Here is a 14,300-nt window from a genome sequence, read left to right as displayed (position 1 = left end):
TCCTATTCAATTGTGCCAAAACGACCGGCCTGATAATCACGCACCGCTTGCATTAACTCTTCTTGCGTGGTCATCACGAAGGGCCCCATATGGGCGATCGGCTGCTTCAAAGGTTCACCGGCCAAGATCAAAGCGCCGCCTCCGTGCTCCGAGCTAAGAGCAATGTCACTGCCCGGCTCAAGGATCAAGAGATCACCCGCCTTATATTGGCCCTGCGCCAAGCTGCCCGTATGGATATAGACCATCACCTTTGACTGATGTAGCGGCGCTAAATCCAGCCGCCCACCGGGTTGCAACTCCACATCGGCCAACGCCGCATCAGCCGCCAGATTAATAAGCGGCGACTCGGCAATTTGCTCTGCGACTTGCCAGCTACCACCAAGTGCACGCAAGCGGGCACCAGTGCCATTTTCAATGACCGGCAAGGGTGTAGAGGTAGAATCCTGGTAGCGAGGCGGACGCATTTTCTCGGCACTCGGCATATTGATCCAGATTTGAAAACCATGCAGGCCCTCACTTTCGGCCAAGGGCATTTCACTGTGTATGACCCCACGACCCGTACTCATCCACTGCACATCGCCACTGCGAATGGCCTTTTGATTACCAAGGTGATCCCTGTGCTCAAAGCCGCCTTTTATCAGATAGGTAAAGGTTTCGATACCACGGTGGGGATGCGGTGGAAAGCCACCCATATAGTCTTTTCTGTCGTCGGACTTAAGCTCATCTAACATAAGAAACGGGTCAAGATAACGCCCATCAAAACCGGCCACGCGGCGAATATTAACGCCGTCACCATCCTGTGTCGGCAAGGCCTGTAATACTTTTAAAACCTTCATTGAGTCTCTCCAAAGTTCTGTTACAGCCAGTTTAGTGTGCGTTTTTACTAAATGTAATGCGGGAAATCAGCATGGAGGATGCTAATTTTTAGCATTCAAATTTAGCAGCCGCACAGGCAAGAGTAATCAGTTGTAACTGCCCCGCTCAAAGCGGCTCACCAGGTTAAAAAGCGTGCCCACAATTGACAATTTGTAACCTAAGTTTGCCATACCCGCGTCGGCCGTTGACAGGCCAAGACCCTAAGGCTGATAATCCCCTCGCCTTAAGTGAACGTTCGTTTTGTTATGAGATTAAAAGACGATAATAAAAAGCAAGCCATCTATCGCGCCGCCATGAGCGTGGTTACCGAGCAAGGGCTCGCCGGTGCATCCATGTCGAAAATTGGCCGGGCGGCCGGCGTATCGGCATCAACCTTATATGTTTATTTCGAAAATAAGGAAGACATGCTGAACAAGCTGTATGTGATGCTCAAGGAAGAATCGGCAAATGCCTATTTCGGCGACGTGAATAGCGACACCTCGGTAAAGAGCGTTTTTTGCCAATATATTCGCAATATGTTTGCTTTTTTTATCGCTAATCCCATTATGTTTTCTTTTCAGGAGCAATTTAAAAATTCGCCCAATGTCAGTGCCCAGGCCCGTGCACGGGGCCTAGAGTGCGATGCACCATTACATGAGCTTTACACCCGGGCCGTAACTGAAGGATTGGTAGTCAGTTACCCGAAACCGGTTGTGCATGCACTGACCATAGCCCCCATCACCTACCTGCTCCAGGCTCATCTGAACCGGGAAATCGAAGTGGATGCGCAATTGCTCGAGGCGACGGTCGATATGGCATGGCGGGCGGTTAGCCGCTAACTCTCTTTAGAGCCAAATACACAAGCAGGTAATACACACCTGTTTTTTTACACCCTTTAAAAGAACGAACGTTCGATTAAATAAATTAAATTGCTTACCCAGTCATTGAAAAGTTTTTAACCGTGGAGACACAAAAGTATGAAGATTCAATATTTAGCACCTATCGCCTTTCTAGCCAGTGGCAGTGCCTTCGCCGATTTAGGTGAGGCGGGCTGGAGTGGCGACGTATCCTTTATGGCCAGTGCCCGCAGCCACAAAAGTAACCTCTACAGCGGTGATGATGAGGTCAAAAATGGCACCTTGAATAGCAAGGGCAACAAAGAAGACGACGTAGTTGCCTTCCCTATCGGGTCGGTCAAATACACCTTTGGCGATACCAATAACCAGCAATTTTTTATTAACGGCGAAACCCGTGATGGTGTGCGCACCGGGTTATTCTCCGTTGCCCTGGGTTACCGCGTGGAAGTGGGCGAGAAATCCACCCTAGCTGTGGCTCTGATCCCCAATGTGATCGCCGATGAAGTATGGCGCGACCCCTATATGACCGACGAGCGCCGCCACGACACAGATATGGGTGATGACGCGGTGCGCATTACTTATAACAACATTCTCGATACCAACTTTTACGCCCAATTAACCGGCTTTAACCGCGAGGTAGACGATGAGGATTCGGGCCTCAACAGCTACTCGGCGTTTCAAGACCAGCTAGAGCGTGAAGGCGACGGTTACTACCTCGAAGCCGGTTATGTGTTTGATCTAGGCCCACAGTCAAAATTCAAACTAGGCGCCAACTATAACGATTTCGATGCCGATGGCGATGCCATGTCTCTGGACGGTTACGGCGTAGAGCTAACCTACACCGCGGTATTCGGTAATCACTCTTTGGCCCTGTCGGCGCGCTACCGCAGTACGGAAAACGATGAAATGAACCCCATTTTCAATCAGGTACAAGAAGACGATCGTTACTCGGCCATCCTGGCTTACAGCTACGACAAAATTGAGGGCTGGGACAATTGGTCAATTGTCGCCTCCGGTGGTACACGTCGCACCGACTCAAATATTGAGTTTTACGATGAAACCGAAAACTTTGCCGCCATGGGTCTGCGCTACCGTTTTTAAAGCTAAGAGCGATGCACAAGGAAGTGATTTAAAGCGAGCTAGATGCTCGCTTTTTTCATTTTTATAGCGCCAAAACCTAAGGCCCGGCTCACACTTAGTCATTTTCCTCACTAAACTCATACTAGAAAAGCGAGTTATTTTGTGAGTTTATTTTATGGCTAAAATTACATTTCATGGCGCGGCGCAAGAAGTAACAGGCTCATGTCATCTGCTCTCCACACCGGCTCTTGGTGAAGTGTTACTCGATTGCGGCATGTTGCAAGGCATGAGAGGCAAACATAAGGTATCCAAAAAGCAGTTTAACTTTAATCCCAGGAGCATAGATGCGGTTATTTTATCCCATGCCCATTTAGACCATTCCGGCCGTTTACCCTCTTTAGTTCATGATGGCTTTGAAGGCCCCATCTATTGCACCGAAGCAACCTCACAGTTACTCCCTGTGATGCTTTTAGACGCCCTGGGTCTGTATGAAAACGATCTGATGCGGGAAAACCGCAGGTTAATGCGAAAGGGCAAGCCCGAAATTGAGCCTCTGTATTCTAAAGCCGACGTATTAAAGGTGTTCGATTTACTTAAGCCCATCGCTTATAAAGAAAAGAAACAATTGGGGGATGGGGCCTTACTGTGCTTCTACGATGCCGGACATATTCTCGGCTCGGCCATTGTGGAATTAAAATTCGATGATGAGGGTCTACAAAAAACCTTGGTTTTCTCTGGGGATTTAGGCAACAAGGACACCCTGCTGATGAATGATCCCACCTTGCTTGAACATGCCGATATAGTTCTTATGGAAGGCACCTATGGCGATCGGGAGCATAAGTCACTCGGCGATACCCTAACCCAGTTTAAAGAGGTATTACACCAAGCGTTTGAAAATGGCGGTAATGTGATGATCCCAGCCTTTGCCGTGGGCCGTACCCAGGAGCTATTGCTGTATCTGGGTAAATTGCAGATGGCCGGTGAGCTGGATAACTGGCAAATCTTTTTAGACAGCCCCATGGCGATAGAGGTCACGCAAATTTACGATCAGTGGCTGCCTACCTTGGATTGTGAAGGGGTTAAACCCTTATGCACGGGGGAGCAAACCCTGTTAAAAAACTTTCTTTCCACCCTGCATTTAATGGTGAGCGCCGAAGACTCCATGTCCATTAATAAGATCAGCAAGGGCGCGCTTATTATTGCTGGCAGCGGCATGTGTACCGGCGGGCGTATTACCCACCACTTTAAGCACCGTATTTGGGACAGTCGCAACACCTTAATTTTTGTTGGTTTTCAGGCTTACGGTACGCTCGGGCGCATACTGGTTGAAGGTGCGCAGCACATTAAACTCTTTGGTGACGATTTTATTGTGAAGGCCAATGTAGAAACCCTGGGCGGTTTTTCAGCCCACGCCGGACAAAGGGAACTGATTAACTGGGTTGCCAATTTTAAAAGCTTTCCCAAGGTGGTGTTGGTCCATGGCGAACCGGATGCCCTCACGGCTTTGTCAGAAAAACTGCTACACGAACACAATATTAAAGCCGAGATACCCATTTTAGGGCAAAGCATCGAGTTTTAATGGGGTTGTAATTTGTAGAACTAAGGTGAGATCCCAAAAGCCGCCTGAATAATCAGGCGGCCATGGAATTTGATGAGTCAGCCTGTAAGCCGGGTTCTGTCGTGGATAATCATTCGTCTAGACCTTGGATCGCTCCAAGGTTCAAGCAACCTACCCGGTTCCGATGTGGGCCACACCATAAGGAACCCTATTTGGTCTTGCTCCGGGTGGAGTTTACCCTGCTGCCAACTGTTACCAGCGGCCCGGTGCGCTCTTACCGCACCCTTTCACCCTTACCGGTCCCGAAGGACTTAGGCGGTCTTCTCTCTGCTGCACTTGTCGTAGGCTTGCGCCCCCCAGCCGTTAGCTGGCACCCTGCCCTGTGGAGCCCGGACTTTCCTCCCCCTGATCATTTTCGTCACAGGCAGCGATTATCTAGCCGACTCGGGCGCTATTATACCTATTTACGCCTAACTAGCCAGCACGATCACTCCTGCTCCAGCATGCTTTTATAGAGGGCATTTTTCTTAAGGCCAAAATAATCGGCGGCAACGCCACAGGCTTTTTTAAGCGGCATATCCGCTTTTAAAAGTTCGATAAGGCGAATGGCCTCAGGGTCAATATCTGTTTTGTCCGCAACCTTGCCCGGCAGCATAAGCACTATCTCCCCTTTTTGACGAGCCGGATCTTCTTCTAAGAAGGCGATCAGCTCAACCACAGTGCCACTGAAAAAGGTTTCAAAGCTTTTGGTCAGCTCCTTGGCCAGTACAACCTGCTGTTGCTCACCGAGAGCCTGCTGTAAATCGTCCAAGCTGGCCATAATCCTGTGTGTGCTTTCATACATTATGCTAGTGATACCCGTGCTATGAGCCTGCTCATAGAACTCTTGGCGAGCCTTGCTTTTGGCCGGTAAAAAACCAACGAACTGGAATTTATCCGTGGGTAATCCAGAGCAGCTTACCGCGGCAATGGCGGCGCAGGCACCTGGAATAGGCGTGACCCGAGCACCACTGGTGCGACACAGACTCACTAGGGCATAGCCTGGATCGCTAATAAGCGGCGTGCCGGCATCGCTGACCAAGGCGACATTCAGCCCCTCTTCAAGCCACTGCAGAATTTGCTGTGCTTTTTGCTTTTCATTATGGTCGTGCAGAGCCATGGTGCGCTTACTGATCCCCAAGTGCGATAACAGCTTAGCGGTATGACGGGTGTCTTCAGCCGCGATTAAGTCGACCTCGGCTAGGGTTTTGATTGCACGCTGGCTGATATCATCTAAATTACCTATGGGCGTGGCAACTATGTATAAGGTGCCGGCGTTTGTGTGGGGATGATGGGTTGAAATATCCGCATTGGACATTGAGCTCTCCTGCATCAGTCAGTAAGATAAGCGAATCACACTATGGCCAATTGGAACACAAAGACTGTGCGACTCAAATCGATTGCTGGTTTAGTGCTATTGTCAGGCTTATCCGCCTGTAGCACAACACAAAAGCCCCAAGAAAATATAAATACCACGACAAATATCATCGCCCCGGCCGAACCCGAGGTTTTGTCGGCTCAGCAGCTCTATAGTCAGGCGCTGGAATTAAAGGGTGACCAGCAGCGATTTAAACTGGTGGCAGCACAGAAGCAAGCCCTTGCCGAGCAAGATTGGCAAACCTTACAGGATGTCAGCGATACCCTGCTAAAGAAGCATCCACGCTGGCATACACAAGCCTTACTGGTCCGTGCCTATGCGCAAATAAAACTAGGCAATCCGAATAACGCCTTACGCGACAGTGCCTCGGTGCAAGCTCAGCTCAGCACCCCAGAGCATTTTTATTGGCATCAATTGGTGCAGGGGGCAACCTACGCCTATATGCGTTTAAATAATCAGGCCGTGCCTTTTTTGCTACGCGCTTCGGAAAGTGCCGACCGTTACGGTATTGATGACGCCGAAGTTAACCCGCTGCTGTGGCAAAGCCTGCAAGGACTTACCACTGAACAACTGCAAGGCTTTAACAACGGCTCCAGTATCCAGCAAGGCTGGATACAGCTGGCGCTTATTAAACAGCTTTATCTTGGCCAACCGGTGGAATTACACAGCGCTTCCAATAATTGGCAGCGTCGTAATCCAGATCACCCAGCCAGCTTTGCCCTGGATGAGAAAGTTGCCCAGCTAATGCAGGTCGAACCTTATAAAGTTGCCAACCTTGGCGTTTTTCTTCCTCTAAGTGGTGGTAACCGCACCCTGGGTGAAGCGGTTAAAAACGGCGTGATTGCAGCGTTGGACAAGCATAAGTTTAATGATGTGTATTTTATTGATGCCAATCTTAGCAACGAAGAAATTCAAGCGGCCATCAGTGCTAATAATATCGACTTTGCCATAGGCCCGCTGTTAAAGGGCAATATCAATCGCTTTGAACAACAGGCGCTGCTCGAAGGCATTCCCAGCATCTACCTAAACCGCAGCGATTACCTGCGCCAGTCATCGCAGCACTTTTATTTTGCCTTGGCGCCGGAGCACGAGCTGGATCAAGCCCTGCAACACTTTATGGCTCAAGGCTTTAAAAAGCCGCTGATTTTGGCCAGCAATGATCGCTCGGGCACGCGTTTAAGTGAATATTTCAGCACTCAATGGCTGCGTTATAACGAGCAGGCTCCCTTGGTGGGCTTGTTCGATGACAATAAAGCCATGGAGCAGGTGATAAGCGATATCCTTGAAGTTGGCCAAAGTGAGGCCCGCATCGAGCTTATTGAAAGCCTGTTTAAGCAAAAGGTGGAAAGCGAAACCCGCTCACGCCGTGATATCGACGTGATCTACCTGCTTGCCGATGCCACACAAACACGCTTATTAAAACCTTATTTAGATGTCAATGTCAGCACCTTTGTCGATCGCATTCCCCTGTATGCCAGCTCTAAGAGTCATAGCACGCAAATAGACAGCAGCGACAAGCGCGACCTGAACGGCTTATACTTTACCGAACTGCCCTGGATGCTGCCGACGACTGGCGTAAATAATATGACCAACCGTCAGCTTAAAGAAACTGTGCAAGGGCTGTGGCCAAATCAGGCCGATATAGAGCAACGCCTGTTTGCCATGGGCTATGATGCTATCACTGTTATTCCAGAGCTGCGCCAGTTAAGCATGCTACCGGGTAAAAGCCTGCCAGGATTAACAGGACAATTAAGCGTAAACAGCGAGGGCGAGGTGGTACGTCACCTGGCTTGGGCTCATTATCAGTCGCGGCAAATCGCCCCGGTGAATCTTGAGCATATCAGCCCAACGCCACTGTTAAGGCAAGAGTTAAAGCAGGACCCAGAGCAACAGCCGCAAGAGGAATCAAGCGATGTTTTGGCTACCGAAGGAATGGCGCAACACTAGAGCAAAAGGACAACACTACGAGCTGCTGGCCGAGGACTATTTAAAAAAGCAGGGCCTGACGCCGGTCGCTCGTAATTATAATTGTCGCTACGGCGAGTTAGACCTGATCATGAAAGAAGGGCTAACCTGGGTGTTTGTCGAGGTTAAGTTTCGCCGCCAAGCTGGGTTTGGTGGTGCACTCAATGCCTTAACGGAGCAAAAAAAGCAGCGACTAAGGCGCACCATAGCCCATTATGTACAAAAGCATAACTTGGCGCACTGTATACTCCGCGCCGACTATGTGGCCATTGAAGGCCAGTCGGCACCCCAATTTCACTGGATAAAAAACGTACTATAAATGCAGGAACAAATTAAAGAGCTTTTTACCGAAAGCATCCAAGCGCAAATTGCCGCCGGAGAGGTATTACCCGGAGTTTTGGAATCGGCGTCACTTAGCATTGCCCAAGCACTGATCAATGGCAATAAACTGCTTTGCTGTGGCGCTTCCAGCTGCCATATGCTAAGCGATCATTTTGCCGCCTTGCTGGTAAACTTTTTCGAAACAGAACGCCCTTGTTTGCCAGCCATTTCCTTATCACCACAGGCATTAAACCTAAGCTCACAACCCAGTAATAACCGCAGCCGGGATATTTTTGCTAGGCAGATACGAGCGCTGGGTGAGCAAGGTGACCTGCTACTGGTACTCGCCATTAACGGTAATGAAAAAGCGGTGATCAGCGCCGTGGAAGCCGCCTTAACCAAGGATATGACGGTGATCGCCTTAGTTGGCGATGATGGAGGCGAATTAGCCGGATTACTGAGCGCCAATGACGTGGAAATTCGCATCCCCGCCAAGCGTCCAAGTCGTATTTTAGAATCACACCTTGTCAATCTGCACTGCCTTAGTGAGCTTGTTGACATGACGCTGTTTCCTCAGGGAGAAAACTAAATGAATAATAAGAGTCTTATCGCCGTTCTCGTTGGCACCTTATTGCTGCAAGGCTGTGCCGCCGCCGTAGTCGCCGGTACTGCAGGTGCAGTCACCGCTGCTAATGATCGCCGCACCATAGGCAGCCAGATAGACGATAACAATATAGAAATTAAAGCCACTTTAGCCATCAAGGAGCGCATCGGCCAACGAGATGATGCCAATGTCACAGTGGTAAGCTATAACGGCATCGTCTTGCTACTCGGCCAGGTGCCCAGCGAGCAGATGAAGTCACAGGCCCAAAGTGCCGCCGAGGATGCCGATGGCTTACGTCGCCTTCATAACCAGTTGCGCCTAGGCTCACCGACCAGCATCAGTACACAAAGCCACGACGCCTGGCTCACCTCTAAGGTGAAAACTCAGCTCTTAGCGGCAGACGATGTCAGTGGTAACAATATTAAGGTGGTCACGGAAAATGCTGAGGTCTTCTTAATGGGCCTAGTTAGCAAAACCGAAGCCGAACGTGCGGTGCAAATTGCCCGCAATATCTCCGGTGTTGAGCGCGTGATCAAGGTGTTCGAGTACATCTAATAGCCTCTAAAATATTCGCCATATTAAAGGCCACTGCAAAGTGGCCTTTTTCATGTCTAACGCTTTATAGCAGGCATAAAAAAAGCCACTCTGATGAGTGGCTTTTTACTAAGCTGTGAGGTTTACAGCGTACTCTCTACCATGATCTTCGGCGTTACGAAGATAAGCAGTTCACGCTTCTCGTTACGCTCACTGGTTGAGCGGAACAGGGCGCCTAGGTAAGGAACGTCGCCCAGTAGCGGTACCTTACGAGCTGAGTTGATGATCTGCTGCTGGTAAATACCACCTAGCACCACGGTTTGACCGTTTTCAACCAGCACCTGAGTCTCGATACGTTGAGTATCGATAGCTACCGCCGGACCCGTTGCCGTGTCTACGGTGTCGCCTCGGGTATCCTGAGTGATTGCCAGGTCAAGGATTACCTTGTTATCAGGCGTGATATGCGGAGTAACCTCCAGGCTTAGCACTGCCTTTTTAAAGGTAACCGTAGTTGCGCCACTTGAAGCCGACTGCACATATGGGATTTCAGTACCCTGCTCGATGCGCGCCTTTTTCTGGTTTGCTGTAGTGATACGCGGGCTGGCGATGATCTCACCCTTGTTCTCTTGCTCTAGGGCTGATAGCTCTAGGTCAATCAATTGGCCATTTGCTAACTTAGCCACGTGCATACCAATGCTACCCGCAGGGTTGATAACTGGTAGGTTAACATTGAGTCGGTCGCCGACGCTTGGAGTGCCATTTCTAGCTATGGCGTCAGCACCAATCAGATTACCAGAAAGACCGGTTAAAGTGCCTGTTGCGTTATCTGGTGCTCCTGGCGTAGTACCATTTAACCAGCCGCCATTACTATCACTGAAGCCCCAACGAATGCCCAGGTCTTCTTGGATATTATCGCGTACCGTTACCATACGTGATTCGATAACCACCTGCTTAACCGCTACATCCAGGGTCTCAACCATACGACGCACGTTTTCGATGCTCTTAGCCGTATCCTTGATTAATAAGGTGTTGGTACGGGCATCAACCGACACGCTACCACGGTTAGAAAGAATGCTGTTTACATCGGTTTGCAGTAGGTCAGCAAATTCCTGTGCCTTGGCATAGTTAAGCTGAATATACTCGCTGTATAGCGGCTCCAGGTCTTCAACCTGTTGCTTGGCTTTTAACTCTTTCGCTTCACGAGCAGCCAATTCTTCGGTTGGAGCAACCATCAGAATCGAACCTTCCATGCGCTTATCCAGGCCTTTTACTCGTAGTACGATATCAAGGGCCTGGTCCCAAGGAACACCGTCTAAACGTAGGGTGATATTACCTGAAACCGAATCGCTCACTACCAGGTTAAAACCATTGTAGTCGGCGATGATCTGCAATACCGCACGGATAGAGATATCTTGGAAGTTCAATGACATAGGACGACCTTGGTAGTCTTTGCCATTGCCAAGGAAGCTGCGCTTCGACTCATCTTTTTCCAAGGTAATGGTAAAGATGTTGTCAAGTTGCTGATAGTTGTAATCGAATGCGTCTGTGGTGTCGATTTCGATGCGGCTGTTAGAACCTTCTTTAAAGGTTTCTACCATGCTCACCACGGTACCGAAGTCCATAACATCCAATTGATACAGCAGGTCGTCAATGATATCCGTATTGTGGAATTCAACAACTACCTTGCCCGCTTGTTCTTGTACGTCGATAGCGGCCATGTTTTCTTGTAAGAATACCAATACGCGCGCTTCACCCTTTTCGCCGCGACGGAAATCCAAGGCTTGAATACGGTTGATGTAGTTAGCACCTTCGTTTTCTTCAGCAATGGTTTGCGATGCGTCTTGTACTGGGTTATCGGAAACGTGTAGATAGAACAGGTTTTTATCGATACGCGTCTGATAAATCTTCAAGCGATCCAGGAATACAGTTACCTTAAAGCCGTCATTAACGAACTCGCTGGTTACCTTCTCTACGCCGGCCTTATTGATCAGTACTTCTTCAAGGCTTTGCTCATAATCAGCCTCATCAAAGAAAAGCTCAATACGCGCTGGCTCACTGAAGACCTGAATTTGCGGTTCGATATAGATTTCTTCATCGAATACAAACTCGACCTCAGTTTCACCTTCCAGCAATGGGTTATAACGAACGTCGTACAACAAGGGTACGGCGGTCGCAAAACTCGACATAAACAGGGTAGCTACTGCGAGTACCAAAGAATAGATACGATTCATTTTGAATGCGTTATTTTGCATTGTGCTGTTACCTTGATTTTTATGAACTGGAATCATCACCTGCCTCCAACATTTCTAGCTTGGTCAGGCGTTCTTTCCAACATCCTGCTCCATCAGGGATTAACTCTAATAATTCTATGTAGTTATTGCGTACCTGAGTCACTTTGCCGTGATACAAGCCAACGTAATTGCCTTTTGAAATACGGTGCAATGTTGCGTCCGATGCCTTGACCAGAGCCCAAGTTGCAGGCCCTGAACCGAGTGTGCCTTTCATCGACAGGTTATCTAAAGGATAACGCTCCAAAGGCTCTTTCTTACGCTGTGGATCCGGGTGTAAACAGTTTTGCACCTGGATCAACTTATCCTGAATCAGCTCAGGTTTTGGCGCCACAAACGGGCTACGTAAGTCTGATGCGCTGTAGGCAAAATGCTCAAACTGGGCAATTTCAGGAATTGGCTCCACCTTGGGCTGCGTACTGGCTTTTACTCGGTTGATAAACTCTCTTTGCTCGGTCGTGTCATCAAAACACCCACTCACTAACAGTGTTAACGAGGCGACTGCGAGGAGTTTTTTCATTATTCATCCCCCTCATAACGGTAAGTCTTAGCGACCACGCTAAACACTAGCTGGTCATCACCTGTAGCTTCGATGTCAAAGTCGTGCAAGCTGATAATACGTGGTAGCTGCGCTACCTTACCTACGAATTCACCAAACTCGTGGTAGCTTCCTTCAACCTCAATCTTGATGGGTAGCTCGGTGTAGAATTCTTTTTTAATCTCCGGCAACCAACCAATTTTAACAAAGGTCAGGCCGCTGGTTGTACCTACATAAGAAAGGTCATCCAGTAATCCAGGAGTTTCATTCGAAGTCGGCAGCTTTTTCAATAGCTGGGAGAATTTCTCTTCCATCTCTTGCATCTGCTGTTTGTAAAGCTCCAAACGACTGGCTTTGGAATACTTCACTCGGTAGCTGTCGCGCAATTCAACTTCTTTCTTTTGCACGCTTTCATAGCCACCAATTTTTTCTTCCACCAGTAGTTTATAGCTAAAGAACAAGACTAAACCGGCGGCTAATAGACAGACCAAACCCTTTACCAAGGCTGGCCATTCGCCTATGTTATCGAGCTCCAGCTCACCCCACTCGATATCACTAAAGGCTTTAAAACCTGAACTCATTGTTGCACCTCGCCAATCTCACCGAAGGACTTCACACTGAATTGCATATTGAAATCACTCAACAAACGAGCTTCTTCTTCCCCGGCAACAATGCCTCGTAGGGATGCTCTTTCTAGTAGGTATGAGCCTTCAACTTGACGAATCATGGTTGATAAGCGGTTATTAGACTCACTCTTACCCGATATCTGAATTGCATCACCGCGACGTTCTAAGGTCGTAAAGTAAACGCCGGAAGGAACGATTTTCGCCACTTCATCCATAATGCGGGTACCTAGGTTACGGTTACTCTGTAGCTCTTCAATCAGGCGCATACGCTGTTGCAAGCTTTCTTTTTTCTTATCCAGCTCACGAATTTCGGCGATACGCTGATCCAGCACTTGAATTTCCCGTACTAAAAAGTTGTTACGCACATTCTGACCATCGATCATGGCGCCGTAGACTTGGCTAAGCGCAAACATGGAAGCAAAGGCAATCACAATCACCGCCACCAAGATGGTGACGAAATTTTGCTGCGCTTCCTTTCGTGCGGCTTCACGCCAAGGCAATAAATTTATATGTGGCATGCTGAGAAGCTCCTCAATGCAAGACCCGTGGCGACGGCGAATTGGGCCTTATGCTTGTTGATCAGCTCCTGATCAACGCGCGAACCAATTTCCATATGGGCAAAGGGGTCAACAACAACGGTATGAATACCCAATTCATCGACAAGCAATCTATCCAGGCCATCGATCATGGTCGTACCGCCAGACAAGACAATGTAATCCACTTGTTCTTTACCACTGGTGGTCAAAAACATTTGCACCGCGCGACGAACCTGCTGCAACAAAGAAGTTTGGAACGGAGCCAATACCTCAAAGGTGTAGTTAGGCGGTAAGTCGCCCGTGCATTTAGCACGTTCGGCTTCATCAAAGTTTTTGTTGTAGTAGGAGACTATGGTGTTGGTGTATTGCTCACCACCAAATACCTGGTCACGGGTATAGATGGTCTCACCTTTTTGCACCACGCTGACCAAGGTCATCATCGCACCGATATCCACCAAAGCCACCACCTTGTCTTTGGCATCTTCTGGTAATGCCCCGTAGGCCACATCCAGACTCCTGCTCAAAGCATAGGTTTCCACATCAACCACCTTGGGTGTGAAACCACCGGCCTCAACCGCTCCGGAACGCGCTTCCACGCTTTCCGTACGCGCTGCCGATAGCAACACATTGACCTTTGACGGGTCGGCTTCGTTGATGTCGAGCTTTTCGAAATCAATGCTGACCTCATCCAGGGGATAAGGGATTAAGCTATCCGCCTCGATTTCGATCTGCGATTCCAGTTCAGCATCACTTAATGACACGTCCATAAAGATCACCTTGGTAATCACCGTCTGACCAGACACAGCAACAACGGCATGACTGACAGACTTTGGAATGCGTCTTCTGAGTTTTGCGATTACGCGGCCAATCGCCTCAATATCTTGTATGTTACGTTCGGCCATAGCCCCTTTAGGCATAGGTTCGATCGCAACAGCATCGAGACGATAACCCTGATCCTGCTGTGTTAATAACACTGCTTTAACAGAGTGTGAGCCGATGTCGATGCCCACCATGGCGGGCACTGACTTTTTGAGAAGTCGATTTAACATAAGAGCAACGTGAAACCTTTTTTTATAATTATAATAGACTTATAAATTATTGATGAAAAAATTTTATTCACT

14 protein-coding genes and 1 other RNA gene are annotated in these 14,300 nt (G+C 48.8%); 7 read left to right on the top strand and 8 right to left on the bottom strand.

Translation table 11 applies throughout. The annotated features are described in order from the left end of the window. Positions 1–2 precede the first annotated feature (2 nt). Complete coding sequence (locus tag C2M17_RS02795; protein ID WP_105199358.1) at positions 3–836, bottom strand: pirin family protein; 834 nt, start codon at positions 834–836, stop codon at positions 3–5. A 285-nt stretch (positions 837–1,121) separates the two neighbouring features. On the opposite strand from C2M17_RS02795, the gene C2M17_RS02790 reads away from it, so the two are divergent. The 3 genes from C2M17_RS02790 to C2M17_RS02780 all read left to right on the top strand — a co-directional run bounded on the left by C2M17_RS02790 (position 1,122) and on the right by C2M17_RS02780 (position 4,371). Beyond that, entirely contained in the window at positions 1,122–1,694 is a 573-nt protein-coding gene (locus C2M17_RS02790) for a TetR/AcrR family transcriptional regulator (protein WP_105199357.1), read from the top strand. Positions 1,695–1,832: 138 nt separating this feature from the next. Further along, positions 1,833–2,813 (top strand): DUF2860 family protein, encoded by a 981-nt coding sequence (locus C2M17_RS02785; RefSeq protein WP_105199356.1) that lies wholly within the window; start codon positions 1,833–1,835, stop codon positions 2,811–2,813. Positions 2,814–2,967: 154 nt separating this feature from the next. Continuing rightward, on the top strand, positions 2,968–4,371 hold the full coding sequence (locus C2M17_RS02780; protein ID WP_105199355.1) for an MBL fold metallo-hydrolase RNA specificity domain-containing protein: 1,404 nt from the start codon (positions 2,968–2,970) through the stop codon (positions 4,369–4,371). A 69-nt stretch (positions 4,372–4,440) separates the two neighbouring features. On the opposite strand, the gene rnpB is transcribed toward C2M17_RS02780, so the two are convergent. Both rnpB and rsmI read right to left on the bottom strand, forming a co-directional pair. Then, an RNA gene (gene rnpB, locus C2M17_RS02775) (RNase P RNA component class A) lies at positions 4,441–4,797 on the bottom strand. A 40-nt stretch (positions 4,798–4,837) separates the two neighbouring features. After that, positions 4,838–5,707 (bottom strand): 16S rRNA (cytidine(1402)-2'-O)-methyltransferase, encoded by an 870-nt coding sequence (gene rsmI / locus C2M17_RS02770; RefSeq protein WP_105199354.1) that lies wholly within the window; start codon positions 5,705–5,707, stop codon positions 4,838–4,840. A 66-nt stretch (positions 5,708–5,773) separates the two neighbouring features. On the opposite strand from rsmI, the gene C2M17_RS02765 reads away from it, so the two are divergent. Genes C2M17_RS02765 through dolP form a run of 4 tightly spaced genes read left to right on the top strand, consistent with a single transcriptional unit; the run spans position 5,774 to position 9,212 of the window. Continuing rightward, positions 5,774–7,714, top strand: a complete 1,941-nt coding sequence (locus C2M17_RS02765; RefSeq protein ID WP_158683966.1) for a penicillin-binding protein activator — start codon at positions 5,774–5,776, stop codon at positions 7,712–7,714. Further along, positions 7,680–8,051: a YraN family protein gene (locus C2M17_RS02760; RefSeq protein WP_105199352.1), complete on the top strand. Its 372-nt coding sequence runs from the start codon at positions 7,680–7,682 to the stop codon at positions 8,049–8,051. The genes C2M17_RS02765 and C2M17_RS02760 overlap by 35 nt, the downstream gene beginning before the upstream one ends. Further along, positions 8,052–8,642 (top strand): SIS domain-containing protein, encoded by a 591-nt coding sequence (locus C2M17_RS02755; protein ID WP_105199351.1) that lies wholly within the window; start codon positions 8,052–8,054, stop codon positions 8,640–8,642. Next, complete coding sequence (gene dolP, locus C2M17_RS02750) at positions 8,643–9,212, top strand: division/outer membrane stress-associated lipid-binding lipoprotein (RefSeq protein WP_105199350.1); 570 nt, start codon at positions 8,643–8,645, stop codon at positions 9,210–9,212. Positions 9,213–9,334: 122 nt separating this feature from the next. On the opposite strand, the gene C2M17_RS02745 is transcribed toward dolP, so the two are convergent. Genes C2M17_RS02745 through C2M17_RS02725 form a run of 5 tightly spaced genes read right to left on the bottom strand, consistent with a single transcriptional unit; the run spans position 9,335 to position 14,228 of the window. After that, positions 9,335–11,479 (bottom strand): type IV pilus secretin PilQ, encoded by a 2,145-nt coding sequence (locus C2M17_RS02745; RefSeq protein WP_105199349.1) that lies wholly within the window; start codon positions 11,477–11,479, stop codon positions 9,335–9,337. Next, positions 11,463–11,999 (bottom strand): pilus assembly protein PilP, encoded by a 537-nt coding sequence (locus tag C2M17_RS02740; RefSeq protein ID WP_105199348.1) that lies wholly within the window; start codon positions 11,997–11,999, stop codon positions 11,463–11,465. Before C2M17_RS02740 ends, C2M17_RS02745 begins: the two co-directional genes overlap by 17 nt. Beyond that, positions 11,999–12,598 carry a type 4a pilus biogenesis protein PilO gene (locus C2M17_RS02735; RefSeq protein WP_105199347.1) on the bottom strand — a complete coding sequence of 200 codons (600 nt, stop codon included), beginning with the start codon at positions 12,596–12,598 and terminating at the stop codon, positions 11,999–12,001. Before C2M17_RS02735 ends, C2M17_RS02740 begins: the two co-directional genes overlap by 1 nt. Beyond that, on the bottom strand, positions 12,595–13,161 hold the full coding sequence (locus C2M17_RS02730) for a PilN domain-containing protein (RefSeq protein WP_105199346.1): 567 nt from the start codon (positions 13,159–13,161) through the stop codon (positions 12,595–12,597). The genes C2M17_RS02735 and C2M17_RS02730 overlap by 4 nt, the downstream gene beginning before the upstream one ends. Beyond that, complete coding sequence (locus C2M17_RS02725) at positions 13,149–14,228, bottom strand: pilus assembly protein PilM (RefSeq protein ID WP_105199345.1); 1,080 nt, start codon at positions 14,226–14,228, stop codon at positions 13,149–13,151. Before C2M17_RS02725 ends, C2M17_RS02730 begins: the two co-directional genes overlap by 13 nt. Positions 14,229–14,300 lie beyond the last annotated feature (72 nt).

It is taken from the genome of Pseudoalteromonas sp. T1lg10 (assembly GCF_002964545.1).
Taxonomy (GTDB): Bacteria; Pseudomonadota; Gammaproteobacteria; order Enterobacterales; family Alteromonadaceae; genus Pseudoalteromonas.
The sequence above is the reverse complement of the archived record's forward strand: the minus strand, read 5'-3'. Positions and strand labels throughout refer to the sequence as shown.

Bases quoted from the DNA above. Each gene is read 5' to 3' on its own strand.
- C2M17_RS02745 (WP_105199349.1), bottom strand. From the start codon at position 11,479: ATGATTCCAGTTCATAAAAATCAAGGTAACAGCACAATGCAAAATAAC.
- rsmI (WP_105199354.1), bottom strand. From the start codon at position 5,707: ATGTCCAATGCGGATATTTCAACCCATCATCCCCACACAAACGCCGGC.
- C2M17_RS02795 (WP_105199358.1), bottom strand. From the start codon at position 836: ATGAAGGTTTTAAAAGTATTACAGGCCTTGCCGACACAGGATGGTGAC.
- C2M17_RS02730 (WP_105199346.1), bottom strand. From the start codon at position 13,161: ATGCCACATATAAATTTATTGCCTTGGCGTGAAGCCGCACGAAAGGAA.
- C2M17_RS02740 (WP_105199348.1), bottom strand. From the start codon at position 11,999: ATGAAAAAACTCCTCGCAGTCGCCTCGTTAACACTGTTAGTGAGTGGG.
- C2M17_RS02735 (WP_105199347.1), bottom strand. From the start codon at position 12,598: ATGAGTTCAGGTTTTAAAGCCTTTAGTGATATCGAGTGGGGTGAGCTG.
- dolP (WP_105199350.1), top strand. From the start codon at position 8,643: ATGAATAATAAGAGTCTTATCGCCGTTCTCGTTGGCACCTTATTGCTG.
- C2M17_RS02785 (WP_105199356.1), top strand. From the start codon at position 1,833: ATGAAGATTCAATATTTAGCACCTATCGCCTTTCTAGCCAGTGGCAGT.
- C2M17_RS02790 (WP_105199357.1), top strand. From the start codon at position 1,122: ATGAGATTAAAAGACGATAATAAAAAGCAAGCCATCTATCGCGCCGCC.
- C2M17_RS02760 (WP_105199352.1), top strand. From the start codon at position 7,680: ATGTTTTGGCTACCGAAGGAATGGCGCAACACTAGAGCAAAAGGACAA.
- C2M17_RS02780 (WP_105199355.1), top strand. From the start codon at position 2,968: ATGGCTAAAATTACATTTCATGGCGCGGCGCAAGAAGTAACAGGCTCA.
- C2M17_RS02725 (WP_105199345.1), bottom strand. From the start codon at position 14,228: ATGTTAAATCGACTTCTCAAAAAGTCAGTGCCCGCCATGGTGGGCATC.
- C2M17_RS02755 (WP_105199351.1), top strand. From the start codon at position 8,052: ATGCAGGAACAAATTAAAGAGCTTTTTACCGAAAGCATCCAAGCGCAA.